Raw genomic sequence first — 25044 nt, 5'->3', positions numbered from 1 at the left:
CCAGAACTGCATCACCTTATTAAGTACAAAGGTAATGAAAAAAATTTATTGGGAATAAGCAAGTTAGTTTATTAACCAACTGATTTTTCTATGATATCTCCAGTGCAAAAAAAAGTCTCCGTTAAGAGACTTTCAAAATGATGTAAGTGAATATTATATGCGCTTGTTCATTACCATTTATCACGGTAATCGAAAGAAATTTGGTAAATATACTTATTCAATTCAATTTTATGTGTAACATGCTTTTGAATAGCTTTAACCCAATCTTCATGTAAATCAAAAACCCCATTATTAATGATATTTTCATCTTTCGGATCAATTGTTTCATCAATCAAAAAATCATCATCACCAAAATCTTTTGAGTATTCCTCGCCTATAATTTCTTCTGTTTTTTTATCAAACCACTGAGTATGTAATTTCAATCCCATAATCTTATCTACCTTATAGAAATTTTTTGATATTGCGTTTAGGATCTGCTGGTTTTAACTGATTACCCGTTTTTGGATCAAATGCCCCAATATGCTGTCCATCACTAGCGCGATATCCTTCCAGCTCACCATGCTGTGAATCCCACTCATAGATCCTTCGCCCTTTATCACCTTTCCAGCGATTACGTTTGCCTGCTCCACCTTGTTTAGGTGTTTTACCTTAGACAGGCTTAAGGATACCCAATCCTTTAATATCTTCAGTTTTTGGTGCTGGATGATAACTATGACCACGCTCTTTTACGCCTTGGCGGGGTTTATCTTTTTTCCCTGTCGATAAATAAATTGGTTTTATTCCCAATTCCCATGGAAACACCAAAATTATAGGCTCTTTCAGCGAAGACTGTTCTTTCTCACTTTCTGTAAAAAAAGTGGGGGCATCTAAAGGTAAGTTATTAAACCTAGGAATATCATATACCTTACCAAGTAGATATCTATGTCTTTCTGGCTGAGGTAATTCAGTACCCGTTAAGATCTCCGCACTACCAATCTGAACAATTCTTTCTTGTTTCTCATTTGGTAAAGTATAAGCAAAAATACCTTTCTCAACAGTTTTTCTCGCTTCAACTACTCGAGTTTTAACTGGTACATTCGTTTTCACTAACTCAATTTGTTTTGTTCCATTAACTGCCTGTTCAATAACAGTAGCCGAGGTATTAATTATCCCTTTTTGCTTTGCAATATCTCTTAATTGCGCTTCTTTAGGAATATTTAATCTCTGACCTGCCGCAGTAAGCGCAGTTTCTTTATTTTGGGGAAATTCTTGATAAATCATCGAAGGGTATCTATCACTCCCTACTCCAACTGGAGGAGAATACAGCATGAGGCCTGCACCTAAACCTAATGCACGACCTAAAATAGCCCCCAACGTTTCTGATGCAACCGTTGCATTTGTCGTTGTTACCACTGAAGTAAAAATAGCCACTGGGGCTAAATTAGCTTTATTGATACTCTTTCCTGGGATTAACGTAGATTGAGCAGATGTTATTGCTGTATTTAACTCAGCAGAAATACTGATTTACTGCTTAGGTGCCGAAGTTAACATTTGAACAATAGAATCATATGATCCAACCGCTTTCTTTAAACTACCACTCATCATCCCCGCATACTGTAGATAACGCTGAGAATAAATTTTTATCGCTTTGGTTATATCACCTTCCCTGAAAGCATCCATCATCTCTTTACAATGCTTATCTTTTGTTAAAAAGATGCAATCTATTTTTGCACATACAGGGCAAATATTACGCTTCATGACCTCGATCGGTTTGACACGTTCACTCATATAAATTCCTTTTTATATTCAATCATACAATGACGATAGTGATCTAATATGACCAACACACCATTATTTGACTATTCTGTTTTTTGATACGAGTGTTATAAACCTCCTGATCTATAGCTCACATTTGACATAAAGAAGATAATTTTCCCTTACCTTCTTTTTTATTTTAAATAAAACAGTTTATTTAATAAGAATTATCTTATTAAGAACTCAATAATGAATTATCAATAAACTCATTTTATTTTTTAGAAAAAGATTACAGAAAGAGAGTAATGAAGATTTGATTTTAGGGAGTATTATTTGGGGTGAATTTGTTTTTAGAATGTTATAAATAATGAGTGACGATAAAAAGAGTAAGTCCTTTTTACTCTTTTTGTTAAATAACTTTCTCGTACAAAAATGATCCTGACTCTGACTCTTTATGGTAATTGCTTAACCTATCATTCATAATTTTTATTGGGTCACAAAAATTAAGAGTTCTATCAAATAATGTTAACTGAGGTTGAGCTAATAAACATAAACAAGCTTGAGCCCCCACTTCAGTCACTAAAAAAAGAGCGGTTTCGCCTTCTTCTTTTAATGAGGCTTCTACCACTTGAGATAAATAAGGGTTGATTTGATTATTGTTAACTTCAAAATACCAACTCTTAGGCATCAGTGGCTTTAAAAAGCGATGGGCTATTAATGCATTTAAAGCTAATTCAGCTCTTGATTCTGATGGCATATCTATTTGTCGAATTTGCTCATCGTATCCATAATAAAGAGCTGCATCATCGACGGTAAAAGATGCTGATTGTCGAGCACTCTCACTCAACATTTTGCTTGGAAAGCGGGAACGAAAAACCATACCATTTGCTAAATCAAGCATTAATTTTTGTTGCTCAACATCAAAATACCAACGCCAGCGATCATCGGGTTTTATTATCACTAATTAATCCCCCTTCGATTCATTCCCTGTTTTATACTCTGATAAACAATCAAAATTAAATGACCTAAATAAAATATTTAATATCACCTAACAAAAACAGGATTCATTTTACTATTAATTAAGCACAATCAGTGCAATTTAATAAAAAATAACCAACTAGGGGCAATATAAACGAGTTAGGGGCAGAAGAAAAGCCCCTAACTCATTATTAAATGTATTTAGATATGATTAATTATAGATTTGATAAGTGCAGGACCTTGATAAATGAATCCTGAATAGACTTGAATTAGAGAAGCACCAGCATCCATTTTTTCTCTAGCTGCCGTTAGTGAATCAATTCCACCTACACCAATAATAGGTAATGCACCTTTTAATTCTTCATTTAATTGACGGATTATTTGTGTACTTTTTGATTGTACCGGACGACCACTTAATCCACCCGCTTCATTACAATGATTTAATCCACTCACTAATGATTTATCTAATGTGGTATTTGTCGCAATAACACCATCAATATGATGACGCACTAAGCTATCTGCAACTTGAATTAATTCTTCATGTGTTAAATCAGGCGCAATTTTAACTGCAACAGGAACATATTTTTGATATTTTCCTTGCAACTCTAATTGTTTATTTTTAATTGCTGATAGCAGATCGTCTAATGCTTCACCATATTGTAATGTACGCAAACCTGGGGTATTTGGTGATGAGATATTAATTGCGATATAACCAGCATGAGCATAGACTTTTTCCATACAAATCAGATAGTCATCTTTACCTTGCTCTACTGGGGTATCTTTATTTTTACCGATATTAATGCCCAGTACACCGCCATAACGGGATTGTTTTACATTTTCAATTAGGTTATCAACACCGAGATTATTAAATCCCATACGGTTAATTAAGCCTTCGGCTTCCACTAAGCGGAATAAACGAGGTTTATCATTTCCCACTTGAGGACGTGGTGTCACCGTGCCAACTTCAATAAAACCAAATCCCATTGCACCCAGTGCATCTATACAATCACCGTTTTTATCAAGACCGGCGGCAAGACCAAGTGGATTTTTAAATGAGAGTCCCATACAGGAAACAGGTTTAGAAGGAAGTGACTGCTGAATAAGAAATTGAAATGGGGAATGAGATAAACGTTTTAACTGACGGAAGGTAAAATCATGGGCACGTTCAGGATCTAGCCGAAACAATGCCTTCCTTACTAAGGAATAATACATACGATCTCCATTGAGAATATCGGGTATTAGGAATGATATGTCTACGACAATTTAAGCGTCGAGCATCATATAGATAAAAGCATGAAAAGTAAACGTTTCAATTTCACAATTCGCCATAAAAAATCCCCAGACTATGCTGGGGATCTGATTATCTTGCTGATTTTATACTATTTCTTCACTCATAAAGTGATATAAGACATGATATTAATCAGCTAATGCTTTGGTGATTTTCTCATATAAATCGCCAGACAAATTCTCAAGCGCTTTCAGTTTTAATAACTCAGCACGCATTTTATCTTGGCGAGTTGCATCATAACGTTTTAAACGAATAAACGGCTCAATAAGGCGTGAAGCAACTTGTGGGTTGCGACTATTTAAGTCAGTCAGAATTTCTGTCAATAATAAATAACCAGAGCCATCTTCAGCATGGAATGCCACAGGGTTATTATTCACAAATGCACCAATTAACGCCCGAGTACGATTAGGGTTTGCAAGTGTAAATGAGCGATGAGATAACAGACTACGTACTTTCTGTAACACCCCTTTTTCTGGGCTCATGGCTTGTAAACTAAACCATTTGTCCATCACTAAACCATCTTGATGCCATCTGTCATCGAACTCTTGTAGCAATGCATCTTTACAAGGTAACTGTGCCATCACTGCTGCATTCAATGCGGCAAGTGCATCCGTCATATTGTCACTGTTGTGATATTGCGCGTCGACAAGTTGATTACCTGTTTGCTCATTTTCAACTGCTAAATAAGCTAGACACACATTACGTAAATCACGTTTTGCAATATCATCATGATTAACACGATAAGCACCGATATGCATTGAATGATAAACAGCAGAGAACTCATCTGCCATTTCAGTTGCTAATGTTTTACGAATAAAACCAAGCGCTTTATGGATAGCAACTGGATCAATAATACTAAATGATTCACCCGCTTCGACATCTGTTGGTAATGTCAGAATAAGTGCAGCTAATGCAGGATCGATATCTTTATCAAGTAATACTGCACGGAAAGCATCAACCACCATTTCAGGCAGAATGCAGATTTCACCCTTTTGAACTCGAGCCACGTTTTCTTTTATATAGCGACCCAATAATGCTTGAGCAGCATCCCAACGTGAAAATGCATTACGTGCATATTTCATTAAGAAAGAGAGTTGCTCATCCGTAAATGGATAATCAAGTTTTACAGGCGCAGAGAACTCACGTAATAAAGATGGGATTGGTTTTTCTGGCACATCGTCAAAGACAAACTGCTGCTCTTCACGTACCACATTCAATACATTAGAAATAGTTTGACCTTGTGAACGCAGTGGGATCACATCGCCTTTGGTATCATATAATTCAATATCTAATGGAATATGTAATGGCTGCTTTTCAGTTTGATCGGCTGTCGGTGGCGTCATTTGACTAACAGTTAAAGTGTATTGCTTTTTATTAGCATTATAACTATCACGAACTGTCAGTTGTGGTGTACCTGATTGGCTATACCAACGACGGAATAAAGTAAGATCAACATTAGAAGCATCTTCCATTGCTTGAATAAAATCGTCGCAAGTTGCAGCACTGCCATCGTGACGATGAATATACATCTGCATGCCAGCTTGGAATTGCTCTTCGCCTAATAAAGTGTGGATCATTCGGATCACTTCTGAACCTTTTTCATATACTGTTAAAGTATAGAAGTTGTTCATTTCGATCACACTATCAGGACGAATTGGGTGCGCCATTGGGCTTGCATCTTCTGCAAACTGAGCGGTACGCATCACGCGTACATTATTGATACGATTAACAGAACGAGAGCCTAAGTCAGAGCTAAATTCTTGATCACGGAAAACGGTTAAACCTTCTTTCAAGCTTAACTGGAACCAATCACGGCAAGTAATACGGTTACCTGTCCAGTTATGGAAATATTCATGCCCAATAACAGACTCAATACCTAAGTAATCTTTGTCAGTTGCCGTTTCACTTTTCGCTAGCACATATTTAGAGTTAAAGACATTCAGCCCTTTATTCTCCATTGCCCCCATATTAAAGAAATCAACAGCAACTATCATATAGATGTCGAGATCATATTCTAAATTAAAGCGAGCTTGATCCCATGCCATCGCATTTTTCAATGATGTCATTGCCCAATCTGCACGATCTAAATTACCTTTATCAACAAAAAGCTCTAAAGCAACTTCACGACCGCTTTTGGTGATAAAAGTATCTCGTAACACATCAAAATCACCCGCTACCACAGCAAATAAATAACTTGGTTTTGGATGTGGATCTTCCCATGTTACCCAATGACGACCATCATCCAGTTCACCTTGTGCAATACGGTTACCATTGGACAACAAATAAGGATACTGTTTTTTGTCTGCCGTGATTGTTGTGGTGTAACGAGCTAATACATCAGGTCTATCTAAATAGTAAGTAATATGGCGGAAGCCTTCAGCTTCACACTGTGTACATAATGCATCACCAGAAACATACAACCCTTCCAATGCGGTATTAGCTGATGGGTTAATCTCATTAACAATTTTTAATGTAAATTGTTCGGGCAGTTGTTCAATGATGAGTTTGCCGTTTTCTTCTTTATAGTGTGTCCAAGCAACATCATTCACTGCGATTGATTTTAATGTTAAATCTTCACCATCTAACACTAATGCTGTCGCATCTGAGTTTAGGCGTTTACATTGGCTTATCGCTGTAACCTGGGTGTTTTCTTTGTCTAAGATAAAATCAAGATGTAAATCGGTGATTGTGTAGTCAGGGGCACGATAATCTTTGCGAAATTTCGCGATTCTTTGTTGTGTCATAGAAAAAACCTTTTAGTTAACACGACTATTTAACGGTTATATTGCCAAAGCTTACTCGTCAAAAATCTGTTTAGCCAGTCGAATATTCAATTGAAACCATTAAAAGTCAACAGAATGTTAATAGTTTATTAATACATGTAATCAATTTATTTGGTAAATGATGCTAATATACTCCCAAATTATGTTTAACGTGGTAAACTCATCTAAGTTTTACAGCTTGTTTTTATGTCGCAGAGAAATATTGTTGAATAGTGACGCTTTGTCGTCATATTCGGGTATACTCTCCAACCTTAACGATTTAGCAGACATAAAAACGCTCCGTGAGGATGCTTGACGCGCTATGATTTTAGACGCTACACCGATTATTACATCACTGTTGGATACCGATGCATATAAGCTCCACATGCAACAAGCGGTTTACCACCATTATAGTGATATTCCTGTCGTTGCTGAGTTCCGCTGTCGGAGTGATGAACGTCTAGGTGAATATGCAACAACCTTACGCCATCAAGTTAATATGATGGCAGACTTGTCATTAACGAATGAAGAATTTGACTATCTTCAGAGCCTCCCCTTTTTCAAAAATGACTATCTGCAATGGTTTAAGCATTTTCGCTTTAAACCAGAACAAGTCCAAATTTCAACAATACCTGAAAACCAACTGTCGATAAGAATAACGGGGCCTTGGCGCGAAGTTATTCTATGGGAAGTTCCTTTGTTGGCTTTAGTGAGTGAAATTGTACATCGTGCTCGTTCTCCTCAAATCACGCCTGATGATGCAGTTAATCAACTACGTAAATTAATTGACATCTTCTACCGTGATGCGGCTGAACAACAGATTGACTTAGCTGATTTTAAATTAATGGATTTTGGTACTCGCCGCCGTTTCTCTTATGATGTGCAGTGTGCGATTGTGGATGAGCTGAAAAATCATTTCCCTTATCTTATTGGTACAAGTAACTATCATTTAGCTGAGCGTATGCATTTAGCTCCTGTGGGAACACAAGCTCACGAGTGGTTTCAAGCTCATCAGCAGATTAGCCCTGAACTAGCAAATAGCCAACGTGCAGCCTTGCAATCTTGGTTAGATGAATATCCAGATCAATTAGGTATTGCATTAACAGATTGCATTACAATGGATGCGTTTTTGCGTGATTTTGATAAAGCCTTTGCAGAAAGCTACCAAGGTTTACGTCATGACTCAGGCGATCCGATTGAATGGGGTGAAAAAGCGATCGCGCATTATGAAAAATTGGGCATTGATCCCATGAATAAAGTATTAGTCTTTTCTGATAGCCTCGATTTTCAAAAAGCACTCGTACTTTATAAGCATTTCCATAAGCGTATTCGTCTAATCTTTGGTATTGGTACTCGACTCACTTGTAACATACCTGAAATAACGCCTCTTAATATTGTGATTAAGCTGGTGGAGTGTAATGGTAAGCCAGTGGCTAAATTATCAGATAGCCCAGGTAAAACAATTTGTGACGATAATGACTTTGTTGACAAGCTACGCAAAGCCTTTGACGTTCCTCTTGTTAAACAGGCCTGTTAATTAGCTAAAAATCTTCATTAATAAAAGAAAGGGTAATAATTGCCCTTTCTTTTGTCATAACACCTGCCTTTATCAATATTTCACCTATTTTTATCAATTTATTTTATACAAAAGCTTTTCTCTTCTTTATTGACTCTTTAAACTAAAATTTCCTACTTGTTTCCTGCGCTATTGCAAGTAACATAGAAAAACTGTCCGACAGGGGCAGAGTGAATTAACCAAACAATTATTTTAATTAAACGAAGAGAGATTTATTTATGATCGTTGCGCCTGTAGTCGACGTACTGCAAGGCCGTATCGCGGTTGGCGAAGACGTCACCGTTCGCGGTTGGGTACGTACAAGAAGAGATTCAAAAGCTGGTATCTCATTCCTTACCGTCTATGACGGTTCCTGCTTTAATCCAGTACAGGCCATCATTAATAATAATTTACCGAATTATCAAGATGAAGTGCTGCACTTAACCACAGGCTGTTCTGTGGAAGTCACCGGTAAAATTGTTGAATCTCCGGGCCAGGGACAGAACTTTGAAATTCAAGCCACTCATGTTGTTGTGGTAGGAATGGTCGATGATCCGGAAACTTATCCGATGGCCGCCAAACGTCATAGTATTGAGTACCTACGTGAAGTTGCTCACCTTCGTCCTCGTACTAACTTAATTGGTGCGGTTGCTCGTGTTCGTCACACATTAGCACAAGCACTACATCGTTTCTTCGATGAACAAGGCTTCTTCTGGGTTTCTACGCCACTGATTACGGCGGCAGATACAGAAGGTGCAGGTGAAATGTTCCGCGTCTCTACATTAGATATGAACAACCTGCCACGCACAGATAAAGGCGAAGTCGATTTCAGTGAAGACTTTTTTGGCCGTGAAGCGTTTTTAACGGTTTCTGGTCAGCTAAATGGTGAAACTTACGCCTCTGCATTAAGCAAAGTGTACACCTTCGGCCCAACATTCCGTGCTGAAAACTCAAATACCAGTCGTCACCTCGCTGAATTCTGGATGGTAGAGCCTGAAGTAGCATTTGCTGATCTTAACGATATTGCAGCCCTTGCTGAAAAAATGCTGAAATACACCTTTGCGGCTGTATTAGCAGAGCGTAAAGATGATATGGAGTTCTTTGCACAACGTGTCGATAAAGACGCTATCACACGCTTAGAGAACTTTATTACCTCTGATTTTGCTCAAATTGACTATACCGATGCGGTCACTGTGCTTGAAAACTGTGGTGAGAAATTTGAAAACCCAGTTTACTGGGGTGTTGATCTCTCTTCTGAGCATGAGCGCTATCTTGCAGAGAAACACTTTAAAGCACCTGTTGTTGTGAAAAACTATCCGAAAGATATCAAAGCATTCTATATGCGTATGAATGAAGATGGTAAAACAGTTGCAGCAATGGACGTGTTAGCGCCAGGAATTGGTGAAATCATCGGTGGTTCTCAACGTGAAGAGCGTTTAGATATGTTTGATAAACGTTTAGACGAAATGGGAATGAGCAAAGAAGACTACTGGTGGTATCGCGACCTGCGTCGTTATGGCACCGTACCTCACTCAGGATTTGGTTTAGGCTTTGAACGTTTAGTTGCTTATGTGACGGGTGTCGCAAACGTTCGTGAAGTTATTCCATTCCCTCGTACACCAAGAAATGCTGATTTCTAATTTAGTGATTAATTAGTATTCAGCTAAAAATTTGCACTGCTGTTTTATTGCACAAGTTTAACTTAAGTGAAGAAGCCAACCACAAGGTTGGCTTTTTTTATGCATGGCTGTTATTTGATTCAAAAGTTCCCCGAAATACACACTTTGAAATACATAGTTACAATTTGTTACACTTTTTTCGTTTTTGTAGCAAATTGGGGGTAGATAAAATTTTTTACCAATGGAACACTGTCTCCCGACACAGACGACACTTAACTCTCATAAATAGTTCCATAAAAATTAAGAAACTATTTCTGGCAGTGGCAAAGGTGTCTGAATAACACCAATGAGGGTAATAATAATGATGAAGCGCAATCTTCTTGCAGTGGTAATCCCAGCTTTAATGTTTGCTGGTGCAGCAAACGCAGCTGAAATGTATAACAAAGACGGCAACAAAGTAGACATCTACGGTAAAGTTGACGTTCGTCATTACTTCGCTGATAAAGATTCAGGTGAAGACGGTGATGCATCTCGTGCACGTATCGGCTTCAAAGGCGAAACTCAAATCAATAAAGATTTAGTTGGTTTTGGTCGTTTCGAATATGAAATCCGCACAAGCAATACTGAAGGTGATACTGATTCACGTGCTCGTTTTGCTTACGCTGGTTTTAAATTTGCAGATTACGGTTCACTGGACTACGGTCGTAACTACGGTGTAATTTACGACACCAACGCATGGACAGACGTTCTGCCTTTATGGGGCGGCGACTCCATGGCACAAACTGACGTTTACATGACTAGCCGTACTACCGGTGTTTTAACTTATCGTAACACTGATATGTTTGGTTATGTTGATGGCCTGAACTTTGCTCTGCAATATCAAGGTAAAAACAACGAAAATACTATCAACAAACGTGATGGTAAAAAAGCTAATGGTGACGGCTTTGGTTTCTCTACAGCTTATAATTTAGGCTGGGGCGTAACTCTGGGTGGTGGTTATTCAAGCTCTGCTCGTACTTCTTGGCAACAAGATAACAGCACTGCTAAAGGTTCTCGTGCAGAAGCATGGAACGTTGGTGCTAAATTTGCAGCTAACAATGTTTACTTAGCAGCTATGTACGGTGAAACCCGTAACATGACTAGCTTCAATAAAGGCATTGCTAACAAAACTCAAAACATCGAGTTAACTGCACAGTATGACTTTGCTGACTTAGGTCTGAAACCATCTTTAGGTTATGTTCAATCTAAAGGTAAAAATCTGAACCAAACAACAGACACTGGTATTGCTTATGTTGGTGATGAAGATTTAGTTAAATATATCTCTGTAGGTTCTTTCTACAAATTTAACAAAAACATGACTGCAGTTGTTGACTATAAAATCAACCTGCTGAAATCTGATAACAAACTGGGCATCAACGACGACAACGTAGTTGGTTTAGGTCTGACTTATCAGTTCTAATTACCGCTTATAGGTAATTAAACAGTCAAGTTAATTGATTTGAAAAGCAACACTTCGGTGTTGCTTTTTTATTTATACAATTTAACCATCACAACACGCCATTTATTCGCTTAAAAATATCCCCCCTTTTCTTTATTTTTCAAATTATCAAAAAGTTTATCATACTAAACAATTAGGTGTTTTTAGTGATAATTTTTATATGTTAATGTAATCACAGGATATTCACTTATTTACATCTTGATTTGCTATTTATTCTCACTTAGTTCACAACTTCTTGTTAATTTCACTACAAACAGTTGGCAAAAAGGCCTCATAGCGTTACTCTTGATACTCATATTTCGGCTTCGTTTTGAGCTTAGGGAACAATTACACTATGTTTGAGAAAATCATTGCTGCACCAGCCGATCCTATTCTGGGTTTAGCTGATAGTTTCCGTTCTGATCCTCGTGAAAACAAAATTAATTTAGGAATTGGTGTTTACAAGGATGAGACAGGCAAAACTCCTGTTTTAACCACTGTTAAGAAAGCAGAAAAATACCTGTTAGAAAACGAAACCACTAAAAACTACCTTCCTATTAGCGGTATCCCTGAATTTGGCAATGTGACCCAAGCACTTCTGTTTGGTGAACAACATCCTATTATCTCTGAAAAGCGCGCACGCACAGCTCAAGCACCGGGTGGTACTGGCGCTTTACGTATCGCCGCTGATTTCATTGCTCAGCAAACAACAGCAAAACGTGTCTGGATCAGTAATCCAACTTGGCCTAACCATAATAATATTTTCCAAACTGCAGGTCTTGAGATCTGTAATTATGATTATTATGATGCAGAAAATCGCGGGTTAGATTTTGAAGGCATGCTGGCAAGCCTTGCAAATGCACAGGCTGGCGACGTAGTGTTATTCCACGGATGCTGTCATAACCCAAGCGGTATTGATCCAACAGAAGAACAATGGCGCCAACTCGCAGCCTTATCAGCAGAAAAAGGCTGGCTACCTGTCTTTGACTTTGCATACCAAGGTTTTGCGCGTGGTCTTGAAGAGGATGCCCAAGGCTTACGCCTCTTTACAGAAAAAAATCCTGAGCTTATTGTCGCAAGTTCGTACTCTAAAAATTTCGGCCTTTATAATGAGCGTGTAGGCGCATGTACTATTGTCACAAAAGACAGTGAGACTGCGGAAAAAGCCTTTAGCCAAGCAAAAGCCATTATTCGTGCAAACTACTCTAACCCACCAGCACACGGCGCTTCAGTGGTAACGACGATTCTTTCTAATCCAGAGTTAAAAGAAGAGTGGATTGAAGAACTCACAACCATGCGTGAACGTATTCAGCGTATGCGTCAATTGTTAGTAACAACGCTACAAGAAAAAGGCGCCAAGCAAGACTTTAGCTTTATTATTGACCAAAATGGGATGTTCTCATTTAGTGGTTTAAATAAAGAGCAAGTTGAGCGTTTACGTGCTGAATATGGTATTTATATCGTGGGTTCAGGCCGTATTAACGTTGCAGGTTTAACCCTTGAGAATATGGTTCCACTGTGCGAAGCCATTGTTGCTGTACTCTAATTGCCTTCTAAAGTGTAATTAAGATAAAAGCCATGTTATTAAATAACATGGCTTTTTTATTGATATAAAAGAAAGATAAACCACACTTTTTTATTCATAAAAAAAGCCCTTTATAATAAAGAGCTTTTCGTTAATTAATGGATATTATCAGTATTACCAGATTGGCATTTCATCTTGTAAAAAAGGATTATATTGGCGTTCATGCCCTAAATTAGACATAGGACCATGTCCCGGAATAAACAGATAATCATCACCTAAAGGTAATACTTTATTTTTGATTGAAGCAATAAGATCGGCATGGTTTCCACGAGGGAAATCAGTACGACCAATGCTTTCTTTGAATAACACATCTCCCATAGAGATAAGTTTATTCTGATGATTAACAAAAATAACATGTCCTGGAGTATGACCAGGGCAATGTAAGACAGATAACGAAATTGTTTTACCTATCGTGACGGTATCACCTTCATTTAACCAACTATCTGGTGTAAATGATTTTCCGCAAGGGAAATTAAACATACGGCACTGTTGTTCTAATTCCTCTAATAAGAAATTATCATCTTTATGAGGACCGTAAACAGGGACATTGAAGTGCTCAACAATTTGTGAGGTGCCTGCAATATGATCAAAGTGTCCGTGTGTTAATAATACTTTGGTCAATGTTAATTGGCGTTCTTCTATTTCTGCAATTAACGTTTCAACATCACCACCGGGATCAACAATTGCTGCTTCCTTCGTTTCATCACACCAAATAAGGGTGCAATTTTGCATATAGTTTGTCACAGGTACAATGTGATACATCATGAATCACTCCACTCTTTATTATCTAATTCTCAATAGATTACCATGAGCGGACAGGCCCTGTATCAATATGCACAAAATTACTTTTTGGATAATAGCCTACACCACCTGCTTTCATTCTTAATGCAACTTGACGCACTTTAGAAAGATCAGTGCCGACTAAACGAAAATCCATTGCTTGACCACGCGTGTGATAGCTCTTCTTTGCCACTCCGCTACTACTATGACGTAGATTATTATTTGTCACTAAAGAACGATAACCTGAAATAAGCTCAACGGGTTTATTGTTATTAAGCATTACTTGCAATAAGTAGATTTGGTCAAACAGTGCAGGATCTATCGTTTTTATTTTGTTTTGACGGTAATCTCTAAAGAGATGATTTAGTTTAGCAAGCTCATGTTTATTATAACGTTTTCCATCAAAAAACTCGGCTTTAATAGTTTCACCTGTATTTAAATTATTAAAGCGAAGGATTTTTGGACGAGGTGTCGCTAGTGAAGCAAATGCATGAGAAGGTAATAACCCTAACCCCACTGCGGCCATACCAAACCCCAGCCATTTACGGCGATGTGAATCAATAATATCCATAGTATATGCACTCAAAAAATTATTTCAGGAAGAAGAACCTTTATTATGACAATATTTTTCTCGAATTGTTTCTTACAGTTTGTATAGTATTGTAAATAACACTTCATTTCAATTTAATGCCATTAGTAATTTTATAAGTTTAGTTATTTATACTAAATTTCATTTTTATCATTCTATTTTTAATGGAAATTTTAAAAATATTTTATAATTTATTATATTTTTAATTACCCTATTAATAATCATAAGAGAATAATTTCATCTTATTGATTTATATAGAAATAAAGGATAGCCAAATTAGCTACCCTTTATTCAATTTATATTTATTTATATCACAAGTATTTCTTAATATTCTCTAAATAAGGTTGTGCATTAGTCGTGGCTTTGTCATAACCATAAATATCTGCACGATATTGAGGTGCATTTTCCTGAGCCACCCATGCTGTTTGATAATATAAATAAACCGGAATACGTTCAGGAATTGGCGCATATTGTGTTGAACCACGTTTTAGTGCCGCATCAATTCTATCTTGTTTCCATCCCGCATCGCCCAATAAAATTGAAGCAAGTTCAGAGGCTTTATTAACACGAATACAGCCTGAACTGATTGCTCTCATATTTTTTGAAAACAGTGAATGATTTGGTGTGTCGTGCAGATATATCGCATCTGAATTTGGCATATTAAATTTATAACGGCCTAATGAGTTTGTTGGTCCCGGAGCCTGCCAAATTCGGTAAGGGAAGTTATTAGCACTCATATTTTGCCAATCAATATCGTAAGGGTTAATAGGATAAGCATCATTTCCCCACCCTGAATAAATGGTATATCCCTTACGACTAAAGTAACTAGGATCTGCTTTACCTCTAGGCACAATATCTTTACGAGTCATGCTTGTTGGCACATTCCAAGGTGGGTTAACCACAACATTATTTAGTGCACTACTCATAATCGGTGTTTTTCTATCTGGGCGACCGACAATGACTTTTGAGTCGAGAATAAGCTCGTTATTGGCATAAAAATAGAGCGAGAAATCAGGAATATTAACCCAAATTCCAGTATCACCAATGGCTGGCGTCAGGCGAAGACGTTGAATATTTAATGCCATAATGCTAGCGCGCTGTGCTGGTGTTATATTTAACCACACTCGCGTTTGTCGCCCAATAACACCATCCGGCTCTAATCCATGAGCAGTTTGAAATAATTTAACAGCCGCAACTAAAGGCGCATCATAAACGGTTGTCACAATTTCCTGCTCATTCGCTGCCAACTCAGGAATTAATTTTAAATTACGTAAAATCTGTCTCAGCGGTACAACTTCTTGTGATGATTGATTTGGCTTTAATGATGTTGTTCCTTTCATTTCTGGCCAAACAACTGAACTATGTAACTGCTTTCGCACTTCCTCTTTCATTAAGGCGTAATAAGGATGAGACGGTGCATAAGAAATAACAAAGCTACCTAAGGTGTTATTTTGAATATTTTGCTGTAATTCCACGACTGACTTATCAGTTGGTGATGGTAATGTTTGCATCACATCTCGATACAGTAAAGATATACCTGATTTATTTACTTGCTCAACAAAACTGATATAGCCTAAAAAAGCATCTGATAAAATAAGGTCGCGTGCTTCTTTTGTTAATTCAGGCGACTCTAGTTGTATTAACCATTGCCCAAATTGAGGTTGGGTTCCCGACATCGCCACTTCAGCAATTTGTTGCTGTAATTGCTGTACTGTTTTTTCATCTTGCCAGATTAATGCTAAATCACTTGCTTGGTAAACTTTCACTAACTGATTTAAATATAACGGTTTATATCCCGTTGAGCTCCATGATTGTAGTTTTGTTCTTACTGCTAACTCAGTCAATTGTGGAACCTTCATAACTACAATTGCAGGTGCTGGCATAACTTCACTAGTGACAGGAACCAATGTTGCGTTTTCTGTTTCGGGTGTAGATAAAGTCACCGACTCTGTTTCTGTGGCTATTGCATAATGACCAGAAAGGAGTGTACCTATAACAACTGAATATGCGATTGCTCTTTTAATTGGTTGATGCGCCATAAATCCTCTACCCTCATTCCTTATTATTATTTTGGTATCCTAGAATATTAGATGAGCTAGGCAAAGAGTTTTATAGGAATAAACTAATATTTTTAAAGTTTTGTAAGCCCCTGATAGAAATTTGGTTTTATTTAATCAAAAAAAGACTATCTAGCTACTTTTATATTCAAATATATAATTTAAATTAAAGATACAATAAAAGAACAAAAAATAGACATATTGAAAATAAGCATTCAGGAAATAATAAAGAATTGTGAATAGATAAATAAGATTATTTAAATGGAAGGTATTTTAAAATAGAAAAAGGCGCAGTTTCCTACGCCTTACAAATAAAGGTAAACAAAGGGTAAAGATTAATACTCTGAATTGATAACAACTTCTTCACCAAACTGGCCTGCTTTTGGCAGTGGTTGGTAAGAAGAGTTAGCCGCACGCAGAATACGAATACCACGGATATTCAGTTCATCTGCTGCTGCGATATCAGCATCAGCATCACCGTAGTAAATTTTCAGTTTATGATCACGCATCCAGCTTACTTTGTTATTTGCGCCAGGTTGGTCACCAGCAAAAATAACCGGCTGCATTTTATCAGCAGGAATGTTTAAGCCTTCTTGTACATATTTGGTCACAGTCTCAGTTTTAGTTTGAGTACGACCAGTAATGAAATAAACAGTATCCCCACGTTTTAGGTGCATCTGAACAAGATCGATACCGACTTGTTTAGGCATACTGAATTTATCCCACTCATTATTCATTTTGTTCCAGAATTCTGGGTTTTTCAGGTAGCTGAAATCGTTTGGAGAGTATTCTAGTTTACCACGGTAGAAACCAGGGCTTGAGAACAGAACGGTGTCATCAATATCAAAACCAACCGCCATCGGCGCTTGACCTGCAAGGCTTTTTTCAATATCAGCAACAGAAACCCAATGAATTGGTTGTTGTTGTGCAAGTTGTGCAACAGTAACACCTGGGCTAACAACTTCTGGTAGATGTACTTTTGCCATTGCTGCGCCGTTTAAGCTTAACGCTAAAGCAATTGCACTAAAAGCTAACGTGACTTTACGCATTCTTTTTCCTTTAAATTTTTATATTAATCACATACGGGAACAATCATAAACATCATTATTACATTTAAATGAGATATGGCGCACGTTATACCACTTAAAATTTCATTTTTTTGTTAATTTGCTTTCATTTTTTGATCTATGTAACACTTTGAAAAAAGAAGGCGCTATAAGCATAAGCCCGCAGCGCCTTTATTCTTGCCCTTTTGAGGCTAATAATGGGATAAAATTATTCTGTTATTTCAGCAACATTTGATGATCCGATTTTATCTTTTTCAGCCTGTTGACCAAAACCTTTTAAGCCAACAACATGTACATGTTCAGTGCCGTTGAACACTTTACGCACTAATTTATAGGTTGTTCCTTTTTCTGGGCTGATATTTTCTGGTGCCGCAATAATTAACTGCATATCAAGACGGTCGCAAAGCTCAAATAACGTTGCAATAGATTTCGCATCTAAACGCGCAGCTTCATCGAGGAAGAGTAAACGACAAGGAGAGATATCTTTTCCTCTTAAACGTCGCGATTCTTCTTCCCAGCTTTGTACCACCATAACCAGAATTGACATCCCCGTACCAATCGCTTCACCTGTTGATAAAGCACCACTTTCTGCTTTTAACCAACCTTCTGGTCCACGATTAACTTCAACATCCATTTCAAGGTAATTACGGTAATCTAACAGCTCTTCACCCACGGTTTGTGGCATACGTTGACCAATGTCCACTTGAGGGTTTAAACGCTGATAAAGCTTCGCCATTGCTTCAGAGAAAGTAAGGTTTTGGTTTTTAAATAGATCTTGATACTGGTTATCTTCTTCAGATAACACATCCAATAACACTTGATGACTTTCACGAATATTGACGTTGAGTCGGACACCTCGCACCTGACCAAATGAAACTGCTTGTAAACCTTGGTTTAACATCCGGATACGATTTTGCTCACGCTGAATAGTTTTACGAATAATATTCGCGACACTTCGTGAACTAATCGCTAATTTTTGCTCACGACTAGTTAACTCTTCAGTTAAGCGAGCAAGTTCGATTTCCATCTGTTCAATTGCATCAACCGGATCATCAGTTTTAATGATGTCTTGACGAATACGTTCCCTTAAATGCTGGTATACCGCAATAAAGAACTGAACTTTACGATCTGGGTATTTCGCATCTTCTGAGCGACGTAACGCATCACGTAAATATTCATTATCAGCAACCGCTTGGCGTAAAGCACCTAACGCTTTATCCGACATTGAACGTAGCTCATCAGCAGAAAGATAAGCAAAATCTCGTCGATGTAAGCGACGCTCCATACCATTTTCTTTCACTAATCGCATAACCGCGCACCAACCCGCTTTTGCACTCACAACATGCTCACGAATTTGAACGTAATCACGCTCAAGTTTACGAATTTTCTTGGTGAGATTATCTCGCTCTGCTTCACTCAATGCGATATCACGCTCAAGTTGACTAATACGAGTACGGTTTGCACTTACCGCAGAATAGCGCTGGTCACGTAGCTCTTTTGCTCTTGTTTCAGCACCAACATCAATCTGGATACCCGTATCACTCATCTCTTGCTCAAGCTCTCTGAGCAATTCAGATTTAGTGTCAAAAGAGCTTTTTAATGAGGCAAGCACTTGATTAAATTGAGCACATTGAGCTTGTTGCTGACGATAAAGTTCTCTTGCCGTAGCACGTTCTGTTTCTGCCATCTCTAAACGGTGACGTAGCTTCTCGTTAAGATCACTATTTTCACTGACAATCTCAACGGCATCACTATAACTAAAGTGTGGGCGACGCTGTACCACTTCCACCAGTAAGAAAGCTTGTTGCTGATAACGTTGTTGCTCTGCTTTTGCTTGCTCGTAATCTTGCGCTAATTGTTCATGCGCTTGTGGATCACTTTGCAAGATTGAAGCGATAGGCTCTAATGCTGCTAATGCTTTTTCGTGACGCTGTAAGTAACGCATTGACTCTTCAGCGGCATACAGCTCTTCGCGTAACTCTTCAACACGATCAATCAGAGTTTCATCCATCAAGATATTAACTTGAGGAATAAGTTTATTAAGAAGATTCAGCGATTCTTTAGTACGTGCATAATGTTGACGCTGTTGTTGAGTACTCTCTTCGTATTGCGCTAACGCTCTTTCTAGCTCGTTACGTCGTTGATTAAGCTGGCGAATATTCTCTTCCGGATCAGCCTCAAATGCCACAGAAATATGTTGTCCCACAAACTGACTAAAGGCATGGTGGGCACGTTGGATCTTCTGTACATCAAAAGCTTGTGTTGCGTAAAGCTCAGAAAGTTCATCACGCTGACGCGATAAAATTTCTAATTGATTTTCACGCGCAGCACGACCAAAAAGCGGAATTTCAGGGTAGCGAGAATAACGCCATTGTCTATCAGTACTTTTGATAAGAACCGCTTTATCCATCTCTTGAGCATTAAATACACTATCATCGAAAGATTGTGGGTCACCTTCGATAAAATAGAGATCTTCAGGGCAATCTTCTAATGTTTCTAATTGTTCCTGAATCAACGAGAGATCTTGCACAACAATTGCGTGACGTGCAGGGCCATATAATGCAGAGAAATAAGGCGCATCGTCTAACGTAATATCATCATAAATTTCTGATAATAAAACACCATTAAAACGTTCCGCTAATGTAATTAAACGTCCGTCTTCTGCACCACTTGGCTGACTTAAACGTTCAATTTGTGCTTCAATCTGCTGTTTACGAGTTGCAGTTTCATCACGTAATACGGTTGCTTCTCGCTCTTTCTCAAGTAACTGTTGCATATATTCTGTTACTTGATGACCCGTTTCAAAAGATTGACGAGTCTGTTCACATAATTGTGTTAACGCATCTTGTGCAGCAAGCCATGCGGGTGCTTGTTTTTTCAGCTTTTCAATTTGTTGTTTAAGTTGATCCAGCTCTTGGCGCATTTGCATGCGGTGTTCGCCAGACTCATTAACATAATCGCTAAGCTCTTCAATTTTGGCTTCTAACTCATCTTGAAGAATTAACAAATCATCAGGCTCCATCGACTTGCCATGATGTTTGTTAAACTCTTCAAGCTGGCGCTCTGCACTATTTCGTTGATGCAGGCGTTGCTCTAATTCTGCCAACTGCATGCGAATAGGATGAACCCTATCCGCTTGATGTCGATGAGAAGACCATTCACGTAATGCTGTTTTTGCCGCATCCCATGCATTTTGACGTTCAACCTCACCTACAATTGAACTTACCAGTTTATAGGCTTGATCAAATTGCGTTTTAGCCGCTTCAGAAACATTGAGTTTCTGTTCCATAGAGAGTAATGAATGCGTAATGTTTTGAATTTTGGCTTGAATACGTTCAGCCCATTGTTCAGCATTTTTCTCGTCTAAATCCGCAATATCACACTGTGCTTTAGCGCGCTCTAACGCTTGTACAGCTTGACGATATTGAATAGCACGCGTCTGTTGTACGTCTAATGCTTGTTGATAATCTGCCAACTGATTTTTCAGTTCATCAACTTCTTCTTCAGCAGACTCCACCCTCGCTTCAAGCTCTTCTTTCTTAGAAGCTGCTTCTTCAACAACTTCACTTTGTTCTTCTAAGCGAAAAGTGATTTCTTCGACATCAGCAACATAGCGGTCAATTTTTTCTTGTTGGCGAACCGCATTTTGCACTAAGTTTAGTCGGTCGCTTGCCGCTTGATAATCGGCTTCAAGATCAGAAGATAACGCTTGTTGCTCTTCTAGCTCTTTCCCCATTTCAACAAAACGATACGCTTCGTTATTAATGGATTTACGCTGACTCCATAATTCACGACGTACTTCTAAAGCTTCATCAAGATGAACACGTCGTTCGTTAGCATGGCGCATATAGTCAGCTGCAACATAAGATGTCGCTTCTGTAATTAAATGCTTAAATAAGTCACGATCAGATTGAGTGACTCGAATAGCTTCAAGCGTCATTCGGTTTTCACGTAATGCGCCTTCCATATCTTGGAAAGCTTTTCTTACACCACTATTCTCAGGTAGTAAATAATCACGTAAAGAGCGTGTAATCGCACTTGAAATACCGCCATACAATGAGGCTTCAATTAAACGATAGAATTTGGCACGATCACTTGCTGAGCGTAAACGTTTAGGAATAACCCCTAAATCAAACATCACCGCGTGGAAATCAGTGATAGAGTTAAATTGTCTAAAAACAACCCCATCAATGGCTTCAACTTTTTCTTTTAATTCATTAAGCGGTAAAACACGGGCTTGGCGATCTGCAACAGCTTGCGTTAAAATTTCTGTTGGATTTTCTGCCATTGGCAGCCCTTGGATCATAAAGGGTTTGATATCAACTTTCTTATCACGTCCTGCAATTTGCTGTAAGCGAACACCGACCACAGCACGTAAGTGACGCGAGTTGATCACATCTAATACGGCATAACACACACCAGGGCGCAATTTCCCGTATAACCCTTTATCACGAGATCCACTTGTCGATCCTGCTTCTGTGGTATTACGGAAATGAAGCAAAGTAAGATCAGGGATCATAGCTGTGATAAATGCAGCCATAGTGGTTGATTTACCCGCACCATTACCACCTGATAACGTAGTCACCAACTCATCTAAATCAAAAGTACGAGCAAAGAACCCATTCCAGTTGATAAGTGTTAATGAGCGAAATTTTCCCCGTTCAATCATTTATTTTCTCCCTCCGCATCATCTTCACTGGATTGTAATTGCTCATCTTCATTTTCTTCATCGTCGTTAAGTGTTTCTGAGCTATCTTCAAGCGCCATTGCTTCACCACCACGGATCATGCGCATTTGAGCCTCAAGCGGATTATCACCACTACGCACATCTGCACCAAAACGGAAAACAGATTCTGTGATCGAGAAACGCTGCATATCATTTAATAAGAATGAAATCATGCCTAAACGACGTAAACGATTTAACGAGGTTCTTATTTTTTCTTGTAATTTTTGCAAATCAAGATCAGAACCTGTTGAGCGTTGATTCACTAAACGTAAAAGTTTGGTTTCATCTGCTAATGTTCTTAATTCATCGAACAGCTCTTGAACGGTGAATATTCCCTGATTGGCTAACCGCTCAGGGCTAAGGTAAAGATAACAAAGAATTTTCCCCACCAGCATATCCATTTCAGAGAGAACAGAGCGTGGAATAAGTGTGGTTGAACGCGGTCGCAAATAGAAGAATCCTTCTGGCGCTCGGATTAATTCGACGTTATAACGCGCATAAAAGTCTGATAACTCATCTTGAAAATCCATCAAAAAAGCATGATTATCCAGAGAGTCTATACCGATATGTCGACCTGCACGTAACTGGCTATCCAGTTCAGGAAAAAGTGAGTTCGCTAATGCCTGCGCCAGTTTTGCTGGCATAAATTGTTCAGTATGTATCGATGACATGCGCTTGTACCTTAGCTCCATATTCGTTAATTTCTGACCATTTTGCAGGTAATCCTGCGAGCTCAGCTTTCGCTACACCTAATCGTACTGCTTGATCAATGACAATACGTGCAACATCGAAATGTTTCTGTTGCGGATAACGATTAAGATATTCAACTAACACTGAACTGAGATCTAATGCTCTTTGTTCTAATTTGTAAGAAGCAAGCTCTTGCTCTACCCATTGCGCTATCTGTTCGTTCACTTCACTGAACATTTGATATTCAAGCTCTTCGGGTAACTCACCCGTGACTTCTTCATCACGTAGAACCAGTTCTTCATCACGCATATCAAACAACCGATCAGCATTAGCGTAAGTTAATGCCCACGGGTTGTCGAAATAGGTTTGTACGGATTGACGTAAACGGCGAGAGAAAATACGATTTTTATCCATATCAATCGCTGTACGAATAAATTTATGGACATGTCTGTCGTATCCAATCCATAAATCAATAGATTGCTGACCCCAACTAATAATGCGGTCTAACTTACTTTGAAGTTCAAATACTAATGTATCTATTTGCTCAACATGGCCCGTATTCATGTTTGCTTCCTGAATACGTAAGAGATTGGCTTGAAGTTTGTCGCCAGCTGCTTCAAGCGTATCTTGTAGCTCTCTTAATGTACCAGATGTTTCAGATAACAGCTGTTCACAGCTTGAAATAGCCGCTTGCCAATCTTGGTTTAATAACGCAGCAATATCTTCTTTTACTGTATTTTGCTGCTCATCCATAATTCGCTGAGATAAATCAATGCTATCGAAAATTTCCGCCACTGAATATTTTAGAGGCGCGAAAACATTACGATGCCAATGATATTCATCACCGCCGTCTTCAGCAGAGCTTGCCGCTGAATCAAGCTCACCCGCCACAATAGAAAGTTGCATAGATAAGCGCAATGATGAAAATTCGCGTTGGCGAATATAGTAATCACTAATTCCAATACCCAACGGGGTTAAACGGTATATTGCATTACCTTCTACCAATTCACTGGTAAAACGGTTAAAAAGCCGCTGCTTTACCATGTCATTAATGGCATTATTCGCGCGAACTTGTATTGATTCTGCTGGTTGTTCGAAGCCTTTACACACTTCCCTAAAGGCATCAATTAACTCCCCTTCACTGATTTCGCCATCAAGGCGCTCGCTGTTTAATACAGCGACAGCCATCAAAAAAGCTAATCTTTCTGGTGGCAGTGAGATTGAGAAATCATTTTTTCTCGCCCAAGACACTAACTCAGGAACGGTCTGGGTAAAATCACTCATAGTACATCCTTAATTTACACGCTTTTGTGCCATGACATGAATGTAACGCCCCAGACTGATATAGGGCTCTTGCCGACAATATCGTTGCTCTAATGCAAGCAACGATGGAAAATCTTTATTTTGTAACTGACGACTTTGCAAATAATCATGGAAAACACGAACACCCGTTTTTCCCAATATTGTCATCGAAAACTCATCTAACCATTGATAAACATCTTCTGGTTGTAATGGATTTTGAGGTGATAGCGATTTTTTTCTTCTACGTGGGATCTCAGGATTTGCCAGATGAAAATTCCCTAAAATCGCATTTCTCATGACAATACCATTCGCATTGTAAAACATTAGCGATAAGATACCATTAGGTAGCAACATATCGGTAAGAACATTTACTGCGTCTTTCTGATCCGTGATCCATTCCAATACTGCATGAAATAGAATTAAGTCAACCCCTTCATCTATATGCTCTTTAATCTCTTGAGCCGCACAACAAATAAACATCATGTTCTCGATGACACCCTCTTCAATCGCAGCTTCTTGTGCGCGATTAAGCATCTCTTGTGATAAATCACATAAGATAATTTGGTGTCCTAATTTAGCAAGCTGACGAGAGAAATAACCTTCACCTCCACCTGCATCTAAAATACGCAAACTTCGGTTAGGTAAAAGGGTCAATAATTGTTGTAAATCTTCCCAAATCACCGCTTGACGTATTTTACCCTTTGTTGTGCCATAGATATTGCGGGAGAATTTATCTGCAATATCGTCAAAATTACGATCTGACATTAAAACGCCTCATGATAACAACTTACTACTTGCGCTCTCTGCGTTCTGATAAATTCAAAAATATGAGACA

At 38.4% G+C, this 25044-nt stretch carries 18 protein-coding genes and 1 pseudogene; 5 read left to right on the top strand and 14 right to left on the bottom strand.

The genetic code is table 11. The features are described from left to right. Positions 1–170 precede the first annotated feature (170 nt). The 6 genes and pseudogenes from ACNART_RS07505 to pepN all read right to left on the bottom strand — a co-directional run bounded on the left by ACNART_RS07505 (position 171) and on the right by pepN (position 6744). Positions 171–428, bottom strand: a complete 258-nt coding sequence (locus ACNART_RS07505; protein WP_160230123.1) for a colicin E3-like toxin immunity protein — start codon at positions 426–428, stop codon at positions 171–173. A gap of 13 nt (positions 429–441) precedes the next feature. Further along, positions 442–753: pseudogene (locus ACNART_RS07500) on the bottom strand (colicin E3/pyocin S6 family cytotoxin); the annotation flags it as partial. A gap of 750 nt (positions 754–1503) precedes the next feature. Beyond that, complete coding sequence (locus tag ACNART_RS07495) at positions 1504–1767, bottom strand: hypothetical protein (protein ID WP_198629747.1); 264 nt, start codon at positions 1765–1767, stop codon at positions 1504–1506. Positions 1768–2143: 376 nt separating this feature from the next. Continuing rightward, complete coding sequence (locus ACNART_RS07490) at positions 2144–2695, bottom strand: cell division protein ZapC (protein ID WP_196533064.1); 552 nt, start codon at positions 2693–2695, stop codon at positions 2144–2146. A gap of 218 nt (positions 2696–2913) precedes the next feature. Continuing rightward, the gene (pyrD, locus tag ACNART_RS07485) at positions 2914–3924 is read right to left on the bottom strand and encodes a quinone-dependent dihydroorotate dehydrogenase (protein WP_099074980.1); all 1011 of its coding nucleotides are present in this window, start codon (positions 3922–3924) and stop codon (positions 2914–2916) included. A 204-nt stretch (positions 3925–4128) separates the two neighbouring features. Beyond that, positions 4129–6744: an aminopeptidase N gene (gene pepN, locus ACNART_RS07480; RefSeq protein WP_368888114.1), complete on the bottom strand. Its 2616-nt coding sequence runs from the start codon at positions 6742–6744 to the stop codon at positions 4129–4131. 340 nt (positions 6745–7084) lie between these two features. Here pepN and pncB point away from each other — a divergent pair, with 340 nt between their 5' ends. The 4 genes from pncB to ACNART_RS07460 all read left to right on the top strand — a co-directional run bounded on the left by pncB (position 7085) and on the right by ACNART_RS07460 (position 12959). Further along, positions 7085–8299, top strand: a complete 1215-nt coding sequence (gene pncB / locus ACNART_RS07475; protein WP_198629745.1) for a nicotinate phosphoribosyltransferase — start codon at positions 7085–7087, stop codon at positions 8297–8299. A 257-nt stretch (positions 8300–8556) separates the two neighbouring features. Beyond that, positions 8557–9957 carry an asparagine--tRNA ligase gene (gene asnS / locus ACNART_RS07470; protein WP_160230120.1) on the top strand — a complete coding sequence of 467 codons (1401 nt, stop codon included), beginning with the start codon at positions 8557–8559 and terminating at the stop codon, positions 9955–9957. A 340-nt stretch (positions 9958–10297) separates the two neighbouring features. Then, positions 10298–11395, top strand: a complete 1098-nt coding sequence (locus ACNART_RS07465) for a porin (RefSeq protein WP_109373537.1) — start codon at positions 10298–10300, stop codon at positions 11393–11395. Positions 11396–11768: 373 nt separating this feature from the next. Next, on the top strand, positions 11769–12959 hold the full coding sequence (locus tag ACNART_RS07460; RefSeq protein ID WP_198620511.1) for an amino acid aminotransferase: 1191 nt from the start codon (positions 11769–11771) through the stop codon (positions 12957–12959). 153 nt (positions 12960–13112) lie between these two features. Here the strand turns inward: ACNART_RS07460 and ACNART_RS07455 are convergent, their stop codons facing one another. From ACNART_RS07455 to ldtD, 3 genes are all read right to left on the bottom strand, one after another. Beyond that, complete coding sequence (locus tag ACNART_RS07455) at positions 13113–13763, bottom strand: MBL fold metallo-hydrolase (RefSeq protein WP_196533060.1); 651 nt, start codon at positions 13761–13763, stop codon at positions 13113–13115. A 37-nt stretch (positions 13764–13800) separates the two neighbouring features. Next, the gene (locus tag ACNART_RS07450) at positions 13801–14349 is read right to left on the bottom strand and encodes a DUF882 domain-containing protein (RefSeq protein WP_368927094.1); all 549 of its coding nucleotides are present in this window, start codon (positions 14347–14349) and stop codon (positions 13801–13803) included. A 329-nt stretch (positions 14350–14678) separates the two neighbouring features. Further along, entirely contained in the window at positions 14679–16133 is a 1455-nt protein-coding gene (gene ldtD / locus ACNART_RS07445; RefSeq protein WP_368927096.1) for a L,D-transpeptidase, read from the bottom strand. Here ldtD and ACNART_RS07440 point away from each other — a divergent pair. Beyond that, on the top strand, positions 16103–16228 hold the full coding sequence (locus ACNART_RS07440; RefSeq protein WP_368927098.1) for a hypothetical protein: 126 nt from the start codon (positions 16103–16105) through the stop codon (positions 16226–16228). The two genes, ldtD and ACNART_RS07440, sit on opposite strands and share 31 nt — an antisense overlap. A 531-nt stretch (positions 16229–16759) precedes the next feature. Here the strand turns inward: ACNART_RS07440 and aphA are convergent. From aphA to cmoM, 5 genes are all read right to left on the bottom strand, one after another. After that, positions 16760–17473, bottom strand: coding sequence for an acid phosphatase AphA (aphA, locus tag ACNART_RS07435; protein ID WP_109373533.1), 714 nt, complete (start codon positions 17471–17473; stop codon positions 16760–16762). A gap of 226 nt (positions 17474–17699) precedes the next feature. Continuing rightward, positions 17700–22160 (bottom strand): chromosome partition protein MukB, encoded by a 4461-nt coding sequence (gene mukB / locus ACNART_RS07430; RefSeq protein ID WP_198620508.1) that lies wholly within the window; start codon positions 22158–22160, stop codon positions 17700–17702. After that, positions 22157–22888, bottom strand: coding sequence for a chromosome partition protein MukE (gene mukE / locus ACNART_RS07425; RefSeq protein ID WP_368927100.1), 732 nt, complete (start codon positions 22886–22888; stop codon positions 22157–22159). Before mukE ends, mukB begins: the two co-directional genes overlap by 4 nt. Continuing rightward, a complete protein-coding gene (gene mukF / locus ACNART_RS07420) occupies positions 22869–24191 on the bottom strand; it encodes a chromosome partition protein MukF (RefSeq protein ID WP_198620507.1) in 1323 nt (440 codons plus the stop codon). The genes mukE and mukF overlap by 20 nt, the downstream gene beginning before the upstream one ends. Before the next feature lie 9 nt (positions 24192–24200). Then, positions 24201–24974, bottom strand: a complete 774-nt coding sequence (gene cmoM / locus ACNART_RS07415; RefSeq protein ID WP_198620506.1) for a tRNA uridine 5-oxyacetic acid(34) methyltransferase CmoM — start codon at positions 24972–24974, stop codon at positions 24201–24203. Positions 24975–25044: the final 70 nt, after the last annotated feature.

Origin of the sequence: Proteus sp. LHD240705, from assembly GCF_047921555.1 — a bacterium.
Classification (GTDB): Bacteria; Pseudomonadota; Gammaproteobacteria; order Enterobacterales; family Enterobacteriaceae; genus Proteus.
This window is presented reverse-complemented; position numbering and strand designations above follow the sequence as displayed.

Bases quoted from the DNA above. Each gene is read 5' to 3' on its own strand.
- ACNART_RS07505 (WP_160230123.1), bottom strand. From the start codon at position 428: ATGGGATTGAAATTACATACTCAGTGGTTTGATAAAAAAACAGAAGAA.
- ACNART_RS07495 (WP_198629747.1), bottom strand. From the start codon at position 1,767: ATGAGTGAACGTGTCAAACCGATCGAGGTCATGAAGCGTAATATTTGC.
- pyrD (WP_099074980.1), bottom strand. From the start codon at position 3,924: ATGTATTATTCCTTAGTAAGGAAGGCATTGTTTCGGCTAGATCCTGAA.
- pepN (WP_368888114.1), bottom strand. From the start codon at position 6,744: ATGACACAACAAAGAATCGCGAAATTTCGCAAAGATTATCGTGCCCCT.
- pncB (WP_198629745.1), top strand. From the start codon at position 7,085: ATGATTTTAGACGCTACACCGATTATTACATCACTGTTGGATACCGAT.
- asnS (WP_160230120.1), top strand. From the start codon at position 8,557: ATGATCGTTGCGCCTGTAGTCGACGTACTGCAAGGCCGTATCGCGGTT.
- ACNART_RS07465 (WP_109373537.1), top strand. From the start codon at position 10,298: ATGATGAAGCGCAATCTTCTTGCAGTGGTAATCCCAGCTTTAATGTTT.
- ACNART_RS07460 (WP_198620511.1), top strand. From the start codon at position 11,769: ATGTTTGAGAAAATCATTGCTGCACCAGCCGATCCTATTCTGGGTTTA.
- ACNART_RS07455 (WP_196533060.1), bottom strand. From the start codon at position 13,763: ATGATGTATCACATTGTACCTGTGACAAACTATATGCAAAATTGCACC.
- ACNART_RS07450 (WP_368927094.1), bottom strand. From the start codon at position 14,349: ATGGATATTATTGATTCACATCGCCGTAAATGGCTGGGGTTTGGTATG.
- ACNART_RS07440 (WP_368927098.1), top strand. From the start codon at position 16,103: ATGCTAAATCACTTGCTTGGTAAACTTTCACTAACTGATTTAAATATA.
- aphA (WP_109373533.1), bottom strand. From the start codon at position 17,473: ATGCGTAAAGTCACGTTAGCTTTTAGTGCAATTGCTTTAGCGTTAAGC.
- mukB (WP_198620508.1), bottom strand. From the start codon at position 22,160: ATGATTGAACGGGGAAAATTTCGCTCATTAACACTTATCAACTGGAAT.
- mukE (WP_368927100.1), bottom strand. From the start codon at position 22,888: ATGTCATCGATACATACTGAACAATTTATGCCAGCAAAACTGGCGCAG.
- mukF (WP_198620507.1), bottom strand. From the start codon at position 24,191: ATGAGTGATTTTACCCAGACCGTTCCTGAGTTAGTGTCTTGGGCGAGA.
- cmoM (WP_198620506.1), bottom strand. From the start codon at position 24,974: ATGTCAGATCGTAATTTTGACGATATTGCAGATAAATTCTCCCGCAAT.